General features: G+C 71.2%; 12 protein-coding genes. 5 read left to right on the top strand and 7 right to left on the bottom strand.

Translation table 11 applies throughout. From position 1 onward, the window contains the following. Positions 1-86 precede the first annotated feature (86 nt). The 5 genes from pepN (ACFYV5_RS20670) to ACFYV5_RS20650 all read right to left on the bottom strand — a co-directional run bounded on the left by pepN (ACFYV5_RS20670) (position 87) and on the right by ACFYV5_RS20650 (position 9,437). A complete protein-coding gene (pepN, locus tag ACFYV5_RS20670; protein WP_389170332.1) occupies positions 87-2,660 on the bottom strand; it encodes an aminopeptidase N in 2,574 nt (857 codons plus the stop codon). Between the two features lie 52 nt (positions 2,661-2,712). Continuing rightward, positions 2,713-4,038 (bottom strand): TerD family protein, encoded by a 1,326-nt coding sequence (locus ACFYV5_RS20665; protein ID WP_389170329.1) that lies wholly within the window; start codon positions 4,036-4,038, stop codon positions 2,713-2,715. Between the two features lie 142 nt (positions 4,039-4,180). Then, a complete protein-coding gene (locus ACFYV5_RS20660; RefSeq protein ID WP_389170326.1) occupies positions 4,181-5,200 on the bottom strand; it encodes an aspartate-semialdehyde dehydrogenase in 1,020 nt (339 codons plus the stop codon). Between the two features lie 170 nt (positions 5,201-5,370). Then, positions 5,371-8,697: a S8 family serine peptidase gene (locus ACFYV5_RS20655; RefSeq protein ID WP_389170322.1), complete on the bottom strand. Its 3,327-nt coding sequence runs from the start codon at positions 8,695-8,697 to the stop codon at positions 5,371-5,373. A gap of 197 nt (positions 8,698-8,894) precedes the next feature. Then, the gene (locus ACFYV5_RS20650; protein WP_389170319.1) at positions 8,895-9,437 is read right to left on the bottom strand and encodes a CGNR zinc finger domain-containing protein; all 543 of its coding nucleotides are present in this window, start codon (positions 9,435-9,437) and stop codon (positions 8,895-8,897) included. A gap of 116 nt (positions 9,438-9,553) precedes the next feature. Here ACFYV5_RS20650 and ACFYV5_RS20645 point away from each other — a divergent pair, with 116 nt between their 5' ends. From ACFYV5_RS20645 to ACFYV5_RS20625, 5 genes are all read left to right on the top strand, one after another. Next, positions 9,554-10,009 carry a VOC family protein gene (locus tag ACFYV5_RS20645; protein ID WP_389170316.1) on the top strand — a complete coding sequence of 152 codons (456 nt, stop codon included), beginning with the start codon at positions 9,554-9,556 and terminating at the stop codon, positions 10,007-10,009. A gap of 127 nt (positions 10,010-10,136) precedes the next feature. Continuing rightward, positions 10,137-10,994: a pyridoxamine 5'-phosphate oxidase family protein gene (locus tag ACFYV5_RS20640; protein ID WP_389170312.1), complete on the top strand. Its 858-nt coding sequence runs from the start codon at positions 10,137-10,139 to the stop codon at positions 10,992-10,994. Then, complete coding sequence (locus tag ACFYV5_RS20635) at positions 10,995-11,495, top strand: HPP family protein (RefSeq protein WP_389170309.1); 501 nt, start codon at positions 10,995-10,997, stop codon at positions 11,493-11,495. 9 nt (positions 11,496-11,504) lie between these two features. Continuing rightward, positions 11,505-11,972 carry an NUDIX hydrolase gene (locus ACFYV5_RS20630; protein WP_355115471.1) on the top strand — a complete coding sequence of 156 codons (468 nt, stop codon included), beginning with the start codon at positions 11,505-11,507 and terminating at the stop codon, positions 11,970-11,972. A gap of 92 nt (positions 11,973-12,064) precedes the next feature. Further along, positions 12,065-13,213 carry a serine hydrolase domain-containing protein gene (locus ACFYV5_RS20625; protein ID WP_389170304.1) on the top strand — a complete coding sequence of 383 codons (1,149 nt, stop codon included), beginning with the start codon at positions 12,065-12,067 and terminating at the stop codon, positions 13,211-13,213. 3 nt (positions 13,214-13,216) lie between these two features. On the opposite strand, the gene ACFYV5_RS20620 is transcribed toward ACFYV5_RS20625, so the two are convergent. Together ACFYV5_RS20620 and pepN (ACFYV5_RS20615) are read right to left on the bottom strand one after the other, a co-directional pair. After that, complete coding sequence (locus tag ACFYV5_RS20620) at positions 13,217-14,224, bottom strand: hypothetical protein (protein WP_389170301.1); 1,008 nt, start codon at positions 14,222-14,224, stop codon at positions 13,217-13,219. A 154-nt stretch (positions 14,225-14,378) separates the two neighbouring features. Further along, positions 14,379-16,946 (bottom strand): aminopeptidase N, encoded by a 2,568-nt coding sequence (gene pepN, locus ACFYV5_RS20615; RefSeq protein ID WP_389170298.1) that lies wholly within the window; start codon positions 16,944-16,946, stop codon positions 14,379-14,381. Between the last annotated feature and the right edge of the window lie 50 nt (positions 16,947-16,996).

The following is a 16,996-nucleotide window of genomic DNA, read 5'->3' as shown; positions in this document are numbered from 1 at the left end:
CGCCCGTCCGCCGGGCGGACCTCAGACACGACGAAGGGGCACCCCCACGGGGGAGGGTGCCCCTTCGTCGTGCGTTTCCCGGGCCGCTAGGCGGCTGCCGCGTCCGCCGCCCGCGCCTTCAGCGCGCGCTCGACGCCCGCACGGCACTCCGTCACCAGACGCCGCAGCGCCGGAGCCGGCTCGTGCTCCGCGATCCAGGCGTCCGTGGCGTCCAGGGTCTCCTGCGAGACCTGGATCGTCGGGTAGAGGCCCACCACGATCTGCTGGACGATCTCGTGGCTGCGGGTCTCCGAGATGCCCTTGATCGAGGCGAAGTACTTCTCGGTGTACGGGGCGAGCAGCTCACGCTGGTCGGTCTGCACGAAGCCGCCGATCACCGCCTCCTGCACCGCGTTCGCCAGCTTGTCGGACTCCACGACCGACGCCCACGCCTCGGCCTTGGCCGTCTCGGTCGGACGGGCCGCCCGCGCGGTCGCCGCGTGGCGGTCGCCCGCGGCGGTCCTGTCCCGCGCCAGCTCGCCCGCGATCTCCGGCTCGTCGTACACCCCGGTCGCCGCCAGCCGCTGCACGAACGCCCAGCGCAGCTCGGTGTCCACGGCCAGGCCCTCGATCGTCTCGTTGCCCTCGAGGAGCGCGGCGAGCAGGTCGAGCTGCTGCGGCGTGCGGGCGGTCGCGGCGAACGCGCGGGCCCAGGCCAGCTGGTGGTCGCTGCCCGGCTCGGCCGCCTGCAGATGCGCCAGCGTCGCCTCCGTCCACCGGTTGAGGCCCGTCTCGCGCCACTCCGGCGCCGCGTACAGCTCCAGGGCCGCCTTCGTCTGCCCCTGCAGCGACTGGACGACGCCGATGTCGCTCTCCTTGCCGATACCCGAGAGCACCAGCTCCAGGTAGTCGCGGGTGGCCAGCTCGCCGTCACGGGTCATGTCCCAGGCCGAGGCCCAGCACAGCGCGCGCGGCAGGGACTCGGCGAAGTCCCCGAGGTGCGCGGTGACGTTCCCCAGCGACACCTCGTCGAGCCGGACCTTGGCGTACGACAGGTCGTCGTCGTTGAGCAGCACGACCGCCGGACGGGCCTTGCCCTCCAGCTGCGCCACGGGCGTCAGCTCGGTGGCGGTGACGTCCAGCTCGACCCGGTCCGTACGGACCAGCTTGCCGCTCTCGTCGAGGTCGTAGAAGCCGATCGCGATCCGGTGCGGGCGGAGGATCGACTCGCCCTTGGCACCGACGGGCAGCGCCGGGGCCTCCTGCTTGACGGCGAACGAGGTGATGACACCGCTCGCGTCCGTCTCGATCTCCGGGCGCAGGATGTTGATGCCGGCCGTCTCCAGCCACGCCTTCGACCATGCCTTCAGGTCACGCCCGGAGGTCTCCTCCAGGGCGCCGAGCAGGTCCGTCAGACGCGTGTTGCCGAAGGCGTGCGCCTTGAAGTACGCCTGCACGCCCTTGAAGAACTCGTCCTGGCCGACGTACGCGACCAGCTGCTTCAGGACGCTGGCGCCCTTCGCGTAGGTGATGCCGTCGAAGTTGACCAGCACATCCTCGAGGTCGTTGATCTCGGCCATGATCGGGTGCGTGGACGGCAGCTGGTCCTGGCGGTACGCCCAGGTCTTCTCCGCGTTGGCGAAGGTGGTCCAGGCGTTCGGCCAGCGGGTGCCCTCCACGGAGGCCTGGCAGGCGACCGAGGTGAAGGTAGCGAACGACTCGTTCAGCCACAGGTCGTTCCACCACTCCATGGTGACCAGGTCGCCGAACCACATGTGCGCGAGCTCGTGCAGGATCGTCTCGGCCCGGCGCTCGTACGCCGCGTCCGTCACCTTCGAGCGGAAGACGTACTGGTCGCGGATGGTGACCGCGCCCGCGTTCTCCATCGCGCCCGCGTTGAACTCCGGGACGAAGAGCTGGTCGTACTTGGCGAACGGGTAGTCGTACGCGAACTTCTCCTGGAACCAGTCGAAGCCCTGGCGCGTGACGTCGAAGATGTGGTCCGCGTCGAGGAACTCGGCCAGCGACGGGCGGCAGTAGATGCCGAGCGGGACGACCTGCCCGTCCTTCTCGTAGGAGGAGTGCACGGCGTGGTACGGGCCCACGATCAGCGCGGTGATGTACGTCGAGATGCGCGGGGTGGGTTCAAACACCCATACGTCGTCCTTGGGCTCCGGCGTCGGCGAGTTGGAGATCACCGTCCAGCCGCTCGGCGCCTTCACGGTGAACTGGAAGGTCGCCTTCAGGTCCGGCTGCTCGAAGGAGGCGAAGACGCGACGGGCGTCCGGCACCTCGAACTGCGTGTAGAGGTACGCCTGGTCGTCGACCGGGTCGACGAACCGGTGAAGGCCCTCACCGGTGTTCGTGTACGCGCAGTCCGCGACGACCTTCAGCTCGTTCGGGCCCTGGTGCAGGTGCCTGAGCGTGATCCGCGAGTCCCGGAAGACGGCGGCCACGTCCAGCGCGTGCCCGTTGAGCACGACCTCGTGCACGGCGGGGGCGACGAGGTCGATGAAGGTCTCCGCACCGGCCTCGGCGGAATCGAAGCGGACGGTGGTGACGGACCGGTAGGTGCCGCCCTCCTGCGCACCGGAGAGGTCCAGTTCGACCTCGTACGCGTCCACGGTCAGCAGCTTCGCCCGCTGCTGCGCCTCTTCACGGGTCAGGTTTGTGCCAGGCACCCGGTCAACTCCTCGGTTTCGTGACGTTTGGCTCATCCTTCCACGGCGTGGCTCAGCGACGCACCGCACATTTCCACGGCCCGTCGCCGCTGATCCGCAGCAGTCCGGGACCGGAGACGGGCGCGCTCACACGGACCTCACCGATCTCGTTGACCAACATGTCCTGGTCCTCGGCGTCGTACTCCGGCTCGCGGGGCGGGGTGTGGTGATGCACGGTGAAGTTGGACTCGCCGTGATGGAAGAAGTCGAGGACACCGGGCGGTCCGTCGTAGACGACGAGATCGTGCGCGAGGCCCTCGATGTGGCTGTCGAAACGGCGCGCGTGTGTCAGAGGCAGCACCCGCAGCGTCCAGGGGGTGTCGGCGTCGACCCGCAGCGTCAGCGGCCGGCCGCGCGGGACGAGCGCGACGGTACGGGCCCGGACGTCGTCCTCGTACGCCATGAGCAGGAAGTCCTCGGCCCGGCCGTACGCGTCGCAGGACTCGATCGTGGTGGAGATCGAGTGGTACGACTCGATCTCCAGGAGGGCCCAGCCAGGGGGGAGGGACGGGTCGCACCGCACGGTCTCCTTGCCGCGGCCCTGGTGGACGGAGGGGCGGAAGGAGGAGGAGAAGGGGTCGACGTCGGCGACGGGGGCGACGGGGGCCGCCGGGGAGGGTGGCGCGAACGGAGCGGAGGGGGCTGCCGGGACGGTCGGGGATCCGTACGCCGAGGCCGCGGGAGAGCCGTACGACGGGACCGGCGGAGCCGGCGGGGCGGCCGGGAAGCCGTACGACGGGGCCGCGGGGGAACCGTACGCCGGGGCGGGGGTGACGTAGCCCGGGCCCGGGATCGGCGGCGGCGGGGCCTCCACCACGACGCCGAAGTCCGTCGCGAGGCCGGCGAGACCGGAGGCGTACCCCTGCCCCACGGCACGGAACCGCCAGCCGCCCGCACACCGGTAGAACTCGCCGAAGACGAACGCCGTCTCCGTCGTCGCGTCCCCGATGGGGAAGTACGCCACCGGTGCGCCCGTGACGTCCGTGACCCGCACGTCCAGGGCCGGCACCTGTCCGAAGGCCCCGCCGTCCGCGGAGGCCACGACCGCGATCCGGTCGATACCGGGCTCCACGCGCGCGAGGTCCAGCCACAGCCAGTCCGCGGCCGTGCTGCCGGGCGCGCCCGGCGCCGACTTGCCCAGATGCCGCACCGCGCCCGAGGGGTGATCGACCTGGTTGTAGAAGACGAGATCCGTGTCCCCCCGCACCCGCCCGCCGCCGTCGAGCAACAGCGCCGAGACGTCCACCTCGGGCGCCCCGGGCACGACCTGCCAGGCCACGGCGACCTGGAGGACCTGGGAGGGCACCGCGACGTTGGCACCCTTCGGTATCTGGGTCATGCGCGGATCCTGTCATCCCGGATCCCGGCTTCGAACGCGTTGTCCGAATTTCGACGGGTCGCCGGGCCGAGACCAGGGGACGCCGCGGGAAACGCCGCGGGGGCGGCCGGATGCCGGCCGCCCCCGCGTGTGTCGCACCCGATCAGGCCTGGCGGAGCTCCGCCGCGACCAGCTCCGCGATCTGCACCGCGTTGAGCGCGGCGCCCTTGCGCAGGTTGTCGTTGGACAGGAAGAGCGCCAGCCCGTTCTCGACGGTCTCGTCCGCGCGGATGCGGCCGACGTACGAAGCGTCCTTGCCGGCCGCCTGGAGCGGGGTCGGGATCTCGGAGAGCTCGACGCCCTCGGCGTCCTTCAGGAGCTCGTAGGCGCGCTCGACGCTGATCGGACGCTCGAAGCGGGCGTTGACCTGGAGCGAGTGTCCGGAGAAGACCGGGACACGCACGCAGGTGCCGGAGACCTTGAGCTCGGGGATCTCCAGGATCTTGCGGGACTCGTTGCGGAGCTTCTGCTCCTCGTCGGTCTCGAAGGAGCCGTCGTCGACGATCGAGCCGGCCAGCGGGACCACGTTGAACGCGATCGGACGCTTGTAGACGTTCGGCTCGGGGAAGGCGACGGCCTCGCCGTCGAAGGCCAGCTGGTCGGCCTGCTCGGCGACGGCGCACGCCTGGGTGCGCAGCTCGGCGACGCCCGCGACACCCGAGCCGGACACGGCCTGGTAGGTGGTGGCGATCAGCGCGGTGAGGCCGGCCTCCTCGTGGAGCGGCTTGAGGACCGGCATCGCGGCCATCGTGGTGCAGTTCGGATTGGCGATGATCCCCTTGGGACGGTCCTTGATCGCGTGCGGGTTGACCTCGGAGACCACCAGCGGGACCTCGGGGTCACGGCGCCAGGCGGAGGAGTTGTCGATCACGACCGCGCCCTGGGAGGCGACCTTCTCGGCGAGGGCCTTGGAGGTGGCGCCACCGGCCGAGAACAGGACGATGTCCAGTCCGGTGTAGTCGGCGGTGGAGGCGTCCTCGACCGTGATCCCGTCCACGACCGTGCCGGCGGAGCGGGCGGAGGCGAAGAGCCGCAGCTCATCGGCCGGGAACTTTCGCTCGGCCAGGATGGTGCGCATGACTGTGCCGACCTGACCGGTGGCTCCGACGATTCCGACCTTCACGGGGTTCCTCCGTACGTTTGTGCAGGCTGCTGCCCTCCATGATGCGTATGACCGGGCCCGCCTTGTCCAATCCATTGTCCGGGGATCGGGACGCGGAAGGGGCGGGCACCGGTTCCGGCGCCCGCCCCTCACGCGTACAGCGGTGTCACGGGGTACTGCGTCACGGGGTACTACGGAGTGACGCTGCCGATCACGACGCTGCCGGAGCCCGCGACCGTGCCGCGCGCGTTCAGCAGCTGGACCTCGCCGAAGAACTGCCGGCCCTCGGGCGCGGCACCGGCGACCAGGACCTCGGCGCCGACCGTGGCGCTCGCGCCGTTGGCCAGCGGGTAGCTCTTGGACGCGTCGACCTGGACGCTGCCCAGGGCCGCCGAGTAGTACACGTCACGGTAGTCGAAGGTCGTACCGCCCTCGGCCTGGACCGAGTAGCCGTCGATCACGACGGTGTAGGTACCGGCGGCCGGCTTGACCAGCGAGACGGCCTCCTCCGAGTCGCCGTCGGCGGCCTGGCCGACCTGCTTGCCGTTGAGCAGGACCGTCAGGTCCAGGTCGGCGGCCTTGTCGGAGGTGTTGCCGATCGCCACGTCCAGCCGCTCGACACCCTCACCGATGGTGACGGTCTTCGTCTGCTGCTCGTGGTGCTTGATCGTCGGGGTCTCGACCTTGGCCGAGCCCAGCGAGCCGCCCTTCAGCTTGCCGTCGATCGCGGCGAACTTGTTGGTGACGGTCCACTCGACGGCGGCCGGCGTGCCGACCTTCGCCTCGGCGACGGTCTTCACGGCCGGATCGAAGTCGGCACCGAGCACCGAGACGTCCAGCTTGTACGGGTTGTCCAGATCGGGCGAGGTGCGACGCGACTCGACCTCGATCTCCCAGACGCCCGGCGTCGGGTTGGCGTACGAACGCAGGTCCGGACGGCAGGTGTTGGCCGGGTTGTAGTGCGGGTAGCACGCGGTGGACGCCGTGGACTCGATGGCCACGCCGTACGGGTGGATCGCGATGAACCGGGTCTGGCTCTTCGCCTTCAGGCCGCCGAGGGCGACCTCGAGGGTCTTGGCGCCCTCCGGCACGGTCACGAAGTACGACGCGTGGCTGTTGCGCTGCACCGTGCCGGACGCGGAGGTCGCGAAGCCGGGAGCGGTCAGGTCCTTGGCGACCACGACGGTCGACAGGATCTGCTTGTCGACGCCCTCGGTGCGCTCGTCGTCCAGCTCCAGGATGGCGCTGTGGACACCGGCCGTGCGCGGCAGCGCCTCGACCTTCACGGTCACCGGCTTGTTCAGCGGCAGCGTGATGTGGTCGTACGCGGTCGCGGCCCGGAAGGTGCCGTCGTTGTACTTCCAGTTCAGCTCGTGCCGCACGCCGTACGCCGGGCCGGAGGTCCGGGTGACGGTGACGTCGTACGTCTTCTTCTGGCCGGCCTTGAGGCCGCCCTCACGGTCGTACACACCGGTGCCGGTGTGCGGGGCCGGGAAGATCGCCGTGTCGACCGGGGCCTCGACCTTGTAGTCGTGGGCGGTCGCGCCGTCCAGGATCGAGTCCCAGGCCTCGTTGATGTCGATCAGACCCGAGCCCTGCTCGTGCGCCTTGACCCCGGAGATCCGCTTCGCGGTCGAGGTGAGCGCGGTGCGCAGGGTGAGCGGCGAGACCGTGACACCCTTTTGCTTCGCGGCCGAGAGCAGCAGCGCGCTCGCGCCCGCGACCTGCGGGGAGGACATCGAGGTGCCGTTGAGCATCCCGTAACCGGCGGGCAGCGTGTAGCCGGCCTCGGGCACGCCGGAGCCGGCCTGCCAGGTCGGGATGGTGTTCACGGACGAGCCCGGACCGGTGATGGTCGGGGTGAAGCCGCCGTCCTCACGCGGGCCGCGGGAGGAGAAGGGGAACATGGCGTACGACTTGGTGACGGCCGAGCCGTAGTTGGCGGCCCAGGTCGACCTGGAGATGGCCGCGCCGACCGAGACGACCTTGTCGGCCAGGCCGGGGTCGCCGATGGTGTTGATGCCCGGGCCGGAGTTGCCGGCCGAGATCACCAGCTGCACGCCGTACTGGTCGATCAGCCGGGTGTAGAGGCGGGCGCGGACGTTGTCGCCGTCGTTCTGCGCGGGCAGGCCGCCGATCGACATGTTGACGATGTCGACGCCACGGTTGACGACGAGGTCCGTCATGCCCTCGGTCAGGGCGGTGTTGGTGCAGCCGCCGGTCCACGTGCACGCGCGCGAGGAGACGATCTTCGCGCCGGGCGCGGCGCCGTTCATCCTGCCGCCGAACAGGCTGTTCGCGGCGGTGATGCCGGCGACGTGCGTGCCGTGGGAGGACTCGGTCAGGCCGATGTTGACGAAGTCACGCTTCTGGCCCACCCAGCTGCCGCCGAGCGGGTCCATCGCGACGTCCTTGCGGATCTCGACGACGAACGGGGTCTTCTCGACGACCTCGGTGGCCGGGTTGTCGGTACCGAAGTACCCGATTTGGTACCCGTCCTTGTACGGCTTCATCGGCGCGTTGTCCGTGAAGTCGTTGTTCTGGTCGGTGTCCACGCGGACGGTGCCGGCGGCCGGGTCGTACAGCATCCCGAAGACGTCGGTGGTGTCGCCGTCGCGGTTGATGTCACCGGCCGGGTCGCCGCCCGCGGTGATCGACTCGCTGAAACGGCTCCACTGGTAGGAGCCCTCGGGCGCCTTCCAGCTCTGGGTGGCCGCGGTGAAGACCGGACCGGTGACCGGGGTGACCTGGGCGCGCCAGGTGGCGTCGCCCTCGGTCAGCGGGTCGGTGGCGGTGACCCAGTCGACGATCTTGCGCTCGCCGGTGGTGGTCTTCTGCAGGGCCGGGTGGCCGAGGTCGACACCGGAGTCGAGGACGCCGATGGTCACGCCGCGGCCGTCCGCCTTGGGGTGGTCCTCGACGAACTCGACCGCGCCCGTCTCGTGGGACGGGTTGTACGGGTTCTTCGCCGGGGTGTTCTTGCCCGGGGCCGGGTACGTCGTGGTGACGGTCGTGCCCTCGACGCCGCCGGTGGCGGCGCCCGCGTCCGGGGTGGGGTCGTCCAGCTTGATCTCGGCCTGGAGGTCGATCGACTGAACGGAGGAGAGCTTGGTCGCCGCCTTGATGGCGGCGTCCGCCTTGCCGGTCGGGATCGTGGCGCGGACGTAGCCGAGCTTGTCGTCCTGCCTGCCGACCGAGGCGCCCTGGACGGCGTCGAGCTGGCCGGCGACCTGCTCGGTGGAGCCGGGGGCGGTGGCCACGAGGATCGTGACGTTCTTCTCGCCGGACGCCTCGGCCTCGGTCAGGCGCTGGGCGTCCGTCGGGCCGAGCTTGTCGGCGGAGTCGGAGGACTTCACCGGGGGAGTGGTCGTCGCCGGATCGTCGGCGGCCAGGACCGGGGCGGCACCGGCCGCGATGAGCGCGGTCACGAGTCCGGCGGCGGCCGCGATACGGGCCGCGCGTCTGTGCCCGGAGGTCGAGCGCCCGGGTATGGAGCTCTGGGTTTCGGGGGTGGTCATTTACATCCCTGTTTGTGAAAGAAGAGGGTCCGGATTTCGGTACCGGATGACCGCTCAGCCTTTCGCAAGAGACAGGGGTTTGTGGAGAGTTGCCGGGGGCGGTTTACGGCCGTGGCACACATCCGCCACCGCGCGCGATGCGCCACAGGGAGCGTAACGGGACGGAACGGGGCGAGTCGACTCCCCTCTACCGCCGGTTAGTTGTCCTTTGTACGGGCGTAGTGACGCGAGGCCTTGGCCCGGTTGCCGCACTTCGTCATCGAGCACCACCGCCGCGTGCCGTTCCGCGAGGTGTCGAAGAAGTGCAGGATGCACGCCTCGTGGGCGCAGGCCCGGATCCGGTCCGGCGCGGTGCGCAGCAGATCGAGGTAGTCGCGGGCGGCGGTCCAGCCGGGCCCCCAGGCGGCGTCCTCGAACTCCGGCTCCTCACCCGGACCCTCCGGCGTGAGGGTGGCGCGGATGCGGCCGTGTCCCAGGACGGCGTCGACGCGCGCGACGGCGGAGGGGTCGCCGGGGAGGTCGACGATGCCGGCGAGGGCGTCACGGGCGGCGACCGTGTGCCGCAGGGTCGCCGCGTCGGCGGCGAAGCGCTCGTCGAGCCCGTTCGCGGCGAGCCAGATGGCCAGGCCCTCGGTGTCCGTGAGCAGGTCCTGGCGTACCCCGTCCAGCATCCAGCGGGTGTTGAGCAGGTCGAGCGAGACGGGCTCGCCGAGCAGGGGCCGCGGGTCGGAAACGGTCATGACGGACGCCCTCCTCGAAGAACTAACCCCTCAAGATTACGTGACCGGTTGCGCGACCGAGCCTCTAACCTCTAATGTCGAATTAAGAGGTTAGTTACTCGGAGAGGGGAACCGCCATGTCGGCGATCGGAACGCTGAACACCGGCCACATCGGACTCAACGTCACGGACCTGGAGCGCTCGCTCGACTTCTACGGGGAGGTCCTCGGCTTCGAGGTGCTCGGCGAGGGCAAGGAGGAGGGGCGGCGCCACGCCTTCCTGGGCCGGGGCGGACAGCTCGTCCTCACGCTGTGGCAGCAGGCGGAGGGCGCGTACGCGTCCACCCGGGCGGGCCTGCACCACCTGGCCTTCGAGGCCGAGTCGATCGAGCGGGTCAGGGCCGCGGAGACGGCCCTGAAGGAGCGCGGCACGTCCTTCGCCTACGAGGGCGTGGTCCCCCACGCCGAGGGCGGGGTCTCCGGCGGCATCTTCTTCCACGACCCGGACGGCACCCGCCTGGAGATCTACGCCAAAACGGGCGCGGAGGGCGCGGAAGCTCCGACTGAATCGGCCCCGACCTGCGGCTTCTTCTAGAGGCCGCCCCCGTTGTGGGCAATCGTTCCGCAGGGCGGAACGGGTGGGCACAACCCACGAACGCGCTGCCCGCGCCAAGGGCCCTCGCCCCGACCCCCGGACCCGTACACGAAAGGACCTCCAGGACATGGACCCGTATAACCAGGGCTCCCTCGCGGTCCAGGAAAGGGCCGGCGTCCGCCACCTCGCCGCCCACATCGCCCCCTCCATCACCCCCGGCATCCGCCCCATCGCCGCCGCCTTCCTCGAACTCCAGCCCATGCTGGTGCTCGGGGCGGCCGACGCCGAAGGTCAGGTCTGGAGCACCCTCCTGACCGGCGCACCCGGCTTCGTCCGGGCGACGGGCCCGCACACGATCTCCGTGGCCGCGCCCCTCCCCGCCCCCGACGGCGCCCCGGTGGGAACGATCGCGCTCGACCCCCGCACCCGCCGCCGCATGCGCCTCAACGGCATCGCCCGCCCCAGCGCCCGCGGCTTCACCGTCGAGGCGGAGCAGGTCTTCTCCAACTGCCCGAAGTACCTCCAGAAGCGAGAGCTGTACGCGCCCGAAGCGACCACCCCGCCCGGCGCCCCGCACAACGGAACGGCGCTCACCCCCGACCAGGAGCGTTTCGTCCGCGCCGCCGACACCTTCTTCATCGCGACCGTTGCCCCCGACGGCGCGGACGCGAGCCACCGCGGCGGCAACCCCGGTTTCGTCCGGGTCGACTCGCCCTCCGAACTGAGCTGGCGGGACTATCCCGGCAACGCGATGTTCCTGACCCTCGGCAACCTGGAGGCCGACGGCCGCGCGGGACTGCTCTTCCTCGACTGGCACACCGGCACCACGCTTCAGCTGACCGGCCGCGCCCACACGACGTACGGCCCCGGCGGAGTCCGTACCGCCCGCTTCCGTATCGAGCGGACGGTCGAGACCCCGACCGCCAGTCCCCTGCGCTGGTCCCGCCCCGAGTTCTCGCCCGCCAACCCACCCCTGGACTCCTGAATGCCATCCGCCTCCGCATCAGCGCGCCCCTCCGCCCCCGCCCGCCCCCACCCCCGTGCCGTCGCCACGGCCACCTCCGTCAGCGTCGCGGCGCTCCTCGCCCTCGTCGCGCTCGGCACCGTCCTGCACCAGCCCCTGCTGATCCCGCCCCTGGCGGCCAGCATGGCGCTCGTCGCCGGGGCGCCCGACCTGCCGCTCTCCCAGCCCCGTTCGGTCGTCGGCGGCCAGCTTCTCTCCGCGCTCACCGGCTTTGCCGTGCTGCTCGTCGCGGGGCCCGGCCTGTGGGGCGCGGCGCTCGCCGGCGGCCTCGCGCTCGGCGTCATGATGGCCGCCCGCACCCCGCACTCGCCCGCCGCGGCGACGGCCGTGATCGTCACCCTCCAGAATCCGCCGTTCTGGAGCTTCCTCTCCCTGCTCGCCCTCGCGAGCGTCCTGCTCGTCGCCGTCGGCTTCGCGGGTGCCCGGGCGGCGGGGCGGACGTACCCGTCGTACTGGTTCTAACCTCAGGGCATGAAGCAGGAGTTGAGGGTGGCGGCCTACGCCGTGTGTGTCCGTGACGACGCGATACTCCTCGCCCGCTGGGTGGACAGCGCCGGCGCCAAGCGGTGGACCCTCCCCGGCGGCGGGATGGACCACGGCGAGGAGCCGGTCGACACCGTCGTCCGCGAGGTCGAGGAGGAGACGGGGTACGTCACCGAGCCGGTGGCCCTGCTCGGCATCGACTCCATCCGCCGGGGCTGGCTTCGCCGGTTCGCAGGTCCGGGGGACTTCCAGGGGCTCCGGATCATCTACGAGAGCCGTGTCACCGGGGGCGCCCTGCGCAACGAGACCGGCGGCTCCACCGACCTCGCCGCCTGGCATCCCCTCGACGCCGTCCCCGACCTCGCACGCGTCGAGCTCGTGGACATCGGCCTCCAGCTCTGGCGCGAGCGGCCCCCGGTCGGCCGCTCCCGTCTCGCCGATCCGGCGAACGGCTGAAACTCGCTCAACCCCCGGGTGGCCCTCAACCCGCCGCCCGGAACCGGGGTCCCCTCCCGTGACCGCAGTACGCACACCAGGGGAGCCCGCACATGTCAGCCGTACGCACCGCCCGTACCGTCCTCGCCGCCACCGCCGTGGCCGCGCTCACCGCCACCGCGCTCGCCGCACCCGCGGTCGCCGCCACCGCACCGCAGAAGACGGACCACCGCGCCACCCAGCAGGCCCTCGACGCGGCGGTCGAGGCCGGCGTGCCGGGGGCCGTCGCCCAGGCCCGGTCCGGCCGCTCCGGCTGGACCGGCACGGCGGGCGAGCGCGGCGGCAAGGACCGCTACCGGGTCGGCTCCATCACCAAGACCTTCGTGGCCACCGTCCTCCTCCAGCTCCAGGCCGAGGGCCGCCTCGACCTCGACGACCCCGTCGAGAAGTGGCTGCCCGGCACCGTCCGGGGCAACGGCCACGACGGCCGGAAGATCACCGTCCGCCAGCTCCTCAACCACACCAGCGGCGTCTACAGCGTCACCTCCGACCCCGGTTTCCAGCAGAAGGTCTTCGGACCGGAATTCCTGAAGCACCGCTACGACACCTGGACCCCGGAGCAGCTCGTCGCCATCGCGATGACCCACGAGCCGGACTTCGCCCCCGGGACCGACTGGAACTACTCCAACACCAACTACGTCCTCGCGGGCATGGTGATCGAGAAGGCGACCGGCCGCCCGTACGGCAAGGAGGTCGAGCGCCGGATCATCAAGCCGCTGCACCTGCGCGCCACCAGTGTGCCCGGCACGACCGTCACCATGCCGAAGCCCAGTTCACGGGCGTACTCGACGCTCTCGATAGACCCGAACGCGACGAAGACGTACGACGTCACCGAGCTGAACCCGAGCCTCGCGCACGCGGCGGGCGAGATGATCTCCGACTCCAACGATCTGCAGACCTTCTACCGGGCCCTGCTCAAGGGGAAGTTGCTGCCGAAGGCCGAGCTGCGGGAGATGACGCAGGCGGTGCCCGTCAGCGCCGAGATGCCGGAGGTGCGCTACGGCCTCGGGCTCATGCGGCAGAAGCTGAGCTGCGGCAAGGAGGTGTGGGGCCACGGCGGAGGCATCCACGGCTCCGCCTCGGAGGCCGTCACCACCAGGGACGGCGAGCACTCGCTCGCCCTGAACTTCAACGCCGACTGGACGGGTGACACCCAGACCGTCATCGAGGCCGAGTTCTGCGGTACGGCCCCGAAGAGCTGACCCTCACCGGGGCAGGACGACGACGTAGGCGGCGGGCTGCCGGTCCGACGCGGCCATCAGGGCCGTACGGACCACGGTGGCCTGCTGGTCCATCGCCTCGCGCAGCTTGCGCGGGGTGATGTGGACGACCGTGATGCCGAGCCGCTCCAGGTGCTCGCGCTTGCGGGTGTACTCCGACCACAGCGCGTCGTCGTCCTGCCGCGGCGCCCGGGTGTCCAGCTCCACCGCCACCGCGTGGTCCGGCCAGTACGCGTCGAGACCGCCCAGGTGCGGGCCGCCGGGCAGCCGCAGGTCCACGTTCCACAGCGGGTCGGGCAGGGCGAACTCCCGCACCATCTCGTACAGCCGCTCCTCGGCGATGCTCCGGCCCTCCGCGAGCAGCGAGTCCACGGCGTCCACCACATGGGACCGGGTCAGCAGCCGGGCCCGGTTCAACTCCCGTACCACCGCTCCGGGTTCGCAGTGCCCGCCGCGCACCGCCTCGGTGAGCAGCCGGCGCACCACGCCCGCGTCGGTCAGGCCGGAGACGGCGTCGGCGAGGGCCCGGGGGACCGGGGCGACCGGCACCCCGGTGATCTCCAGCGGCTCCGGCATGTCCTGGGCGCGCACCACCCGGGCCCAACCGGTGGACCGCAGCCGGCGGGTGCGCGGCACCAGGACGTCGATCAGGTCCAGGGAGAGCAGCGGCGGGGCGGACGAGAAGCGGTGCAGGGCGAGCGCGGCGAGCCCGGTGATCATCGCCTCCGACCCCTGGGTGGGCACCCCGCCGGAGCGGCGGGCGTAGAGGAGCGCGGCCCGCAGCCGGTCCTCGCTGGTGGGCTGCCCCGGGTGCAGCAGAAAGACGCCGGGAAGAATCTGCTGCCATCCGTCGCCCGGCCTGCAGTGCGCGGAGATCTCGGCGCCGGACAGACCCTGAGCGCGCAACTCGGCGACGGAAACGACGCGTTGCCGGTTCGCCGGGAGGGCGGGGAGGGGGAGCGGGCGGGGGCTGATGGGGGTGTTGTGGTTCATGACGGGGGTCTTCCGCTTCCCGAGCCCCCGCTAACCGCTGTTACAAGCGCGTCGCCAAACCGGGACAACCTCGTCCTAAAGTACGCACGTTCGACTGCCGATGGGGTGCGGCCCTCCTCGTCGAGGAAGCCGCACCCCGCGGCACTCCTCCGGGCTACGCCCCGGCGTCCCCAGCGTCGCACGCCTGTGCGCGCAGCGCCCGTGCCAGGTCGTCCCGGCCCTCGAGAACCAGACGCCGCAGCGCCGGCGCGGCCGACTCGTGCGCGGCGAGCCACGCGTCCGTCGAGGCCAGGGCCTCCTCGCCCCGCAGGCTCGGGAACAGGCCCCTCACCACGTCCATCCCGATCTGGATCGAGCGCTCGTCCCACACCCGCTCGATCGCCGCGAAGTACTTCTCCGCGTACGGCGCGATCAGCTCCCGCTGGGAGGGCTGCACGAAGCCCGCGATCGTCGCCTCCACCAGCGCGTTCGACAGCTTGTCCGACTCGACGACCTGCGCCCAGGCCTGCGCCTTGACCGCCGCCGAGGGCCGGGCCGCCAGACAGCGGACCTGGTGGCGCTTGCCGGTCGCCGTGTCGTCCCGGGCCAACTCCTCGCCGATCCGGGCCTCGTCGGCCCGGCCGTGCGTGGCCAGCGGCTCCAGGAACGACCAGCGCAGCTCCTGGTCGACATCGAGCCCGTCGATCTTCGCCGTACCGTCGAGCAGGCCCTCGAGCAGCTGGAAGTCCGCGTCGGAGCCGGCGACGGACGCGAAGAACCGCGCCCAGGTCAGCTGGTGCTCGCTGCCCGGCTCGGCCAGGCGCAGCTCGCGCAGCCCGCCCTCGGCGAGCAGCCGGCCGCCCTCCGCACGCCACGCGGGCGCCGCGTAGTGCGTGACCGCCGACCGCGCCCAGGCGTGGACCATCTGCAGCACGCCGATGTCCGTCTCACGACCGGCGAAGTCCAGGACGACCGCCACGAAGTCCCGGGCGGGCATGAGACCGTCCCGGGTCAGGTTCCACAGCGCCGACCAGCACAGCGCGCGCGCCAGCGGGTCCGTGATGCCGCCCAGATGCGACCGCAAGGTCGCCAGGGAGCGCTCGTCGAAGCGGATCTTGCAGTAGGTCAGGTCGTCCTCGTTGACGAGCACCAGGTCGGGCCGGTCCGAGCCCGCGAGCTCGGCCACCACGGTCCGCGTCCCGTCGATGTCCGCCTCGGCCCGCGCGTACCGTACGAGCTCGCCCTCCACCGACAGCTTGTACAGGCCGACCGCCGCCCGGTGCGGACGCAGCGCGTCGCCGTCCTGGAGGACGGCCAGCTCTGTGATGCGCCCCTCCGCGTCGTACGTGACCACCGGGGTCAGCGTGTTGACGCCCGAGGTCTGCAGCCAGGAGCGCGACCACGCCTTCATGTCGCGCCCGGAGGTCTCCTCCAGGACCGACAGCAGATCGGTCAGACGCGTGTTCCCGTACGCGTGCCGCTTGAAGTAGCGGCGGGCGCCCTCGAGGAAGGCGTCCCGGCCCGCGTACGCCACGAGCTGCTTCAGGACCGAGGCGCCCTTGGCGTACGTGATGCCGTCGAAGTTCAGCTTGGCGTCCTCCAGGTCACGGATGTCGGCCGTGATCGGGTGGGTGGACGGCAGCTGGTCGGCGCGGTACGCCCATGCCTTGCGGTTGTTGGCGAAGGTCACCCAGCTGTTGGTGAAGCGGGTCGCCTCGGCCAGCGAGAAGGAGCCCATGAAGTCGGCGAAGGACTCCTTCAGCCACAGGTCGTCCCACCACACCATGGTGACGAGGTCGCCGAACCACATGTGCGCCATCTCGTGCAGGATGACGTTCGCCCGGCGCTCGTACGCCGCCTGCGTGACCTTGCCCCGGAAGATGTACTCCTCGCGGAAGGTCACCATGCCCGGGTTCTCCATCGCGCCGAGGTTGTACTCGGGGACGAAGGCCTGGTCGTACTTCCCGAAGGGGTACGGATAGTCGAAGTTGTCGTGGAAGAAGTCGAAGCCCTGCTTGGTGATCAGGAAGACGTCGTCCGCGTCGAAGTGCTTGGCGAGCCCCTTGCGGCACATCGCCCCGAGCGGGATCTCCAGCTCGGTCCCGTCCTGAAGGGTCCGCTTGTACGTGTCGGTGACGTAGTGGTACGGCCCCGCGACGACACAGGTGATGTACGTCGAGATCGGCGCCGTCTCCGTGAAACGCCACACGCCGTCGGCGTCCTGCTCCCCGGCGCCGTTGCTCCACACCGTCCAGCCCTCCGGCGCCGTCACCGCGAAGCGGTAGGGCGCCTTGAGGTCGGGCTGCTCGAAGTTCGCGTACACGCGGCGGGCGTCGGCCGGCTCGTACTGCGTGTAGAGGTAGACCTCGCCGTCCTCCGGGTCCACGAAGCGGTGCATGCCCTCGCCGGTCCGGCTGTAGGCGCACTGCGCGTCCACCACGAGCACGTTCTCGTCCGCGAGGCCGTCCAGCGCGATCCGCGCGCCGTCGAAGACGACGGCCGGGTCGAGCGCCCGCCCGTTCAGCTCGACCGAGGTCACCGCGGGGGCGATCAGGTCGACGAAGGTGGCGGAGCCGGCGCCGGTGCGGCGGAAGCGGATCGTGGTCACCGAACGGAAGGTGCGCACGTCCTCCCCGGACTCGCCGACCGCCGAGCGCAGGTCGAGGGCGACCTCGTACCCGTCGACGGACAGCAGCGCGGCCCGCTCGCGGGCCTCGTCGCGGGACAGATTCTCACCGGGCACGGTCACTCCTTCGTGGCGCGTTCGAAACAGCACCGATCCTCCCATGTGCC

Source organism: Streptomyces sp. NPDC003035, from assembly GCF_042888285.1.
Taxonomy (GTDB): domain Bacteria; phylum Actinomycetota; class Actinomycetes; order Streptomycetales; family Streptomycetaceae; genus Streptomyces.
This window is presented reverse-complemented; position numbering and strand designations above follow the sequence as displayed.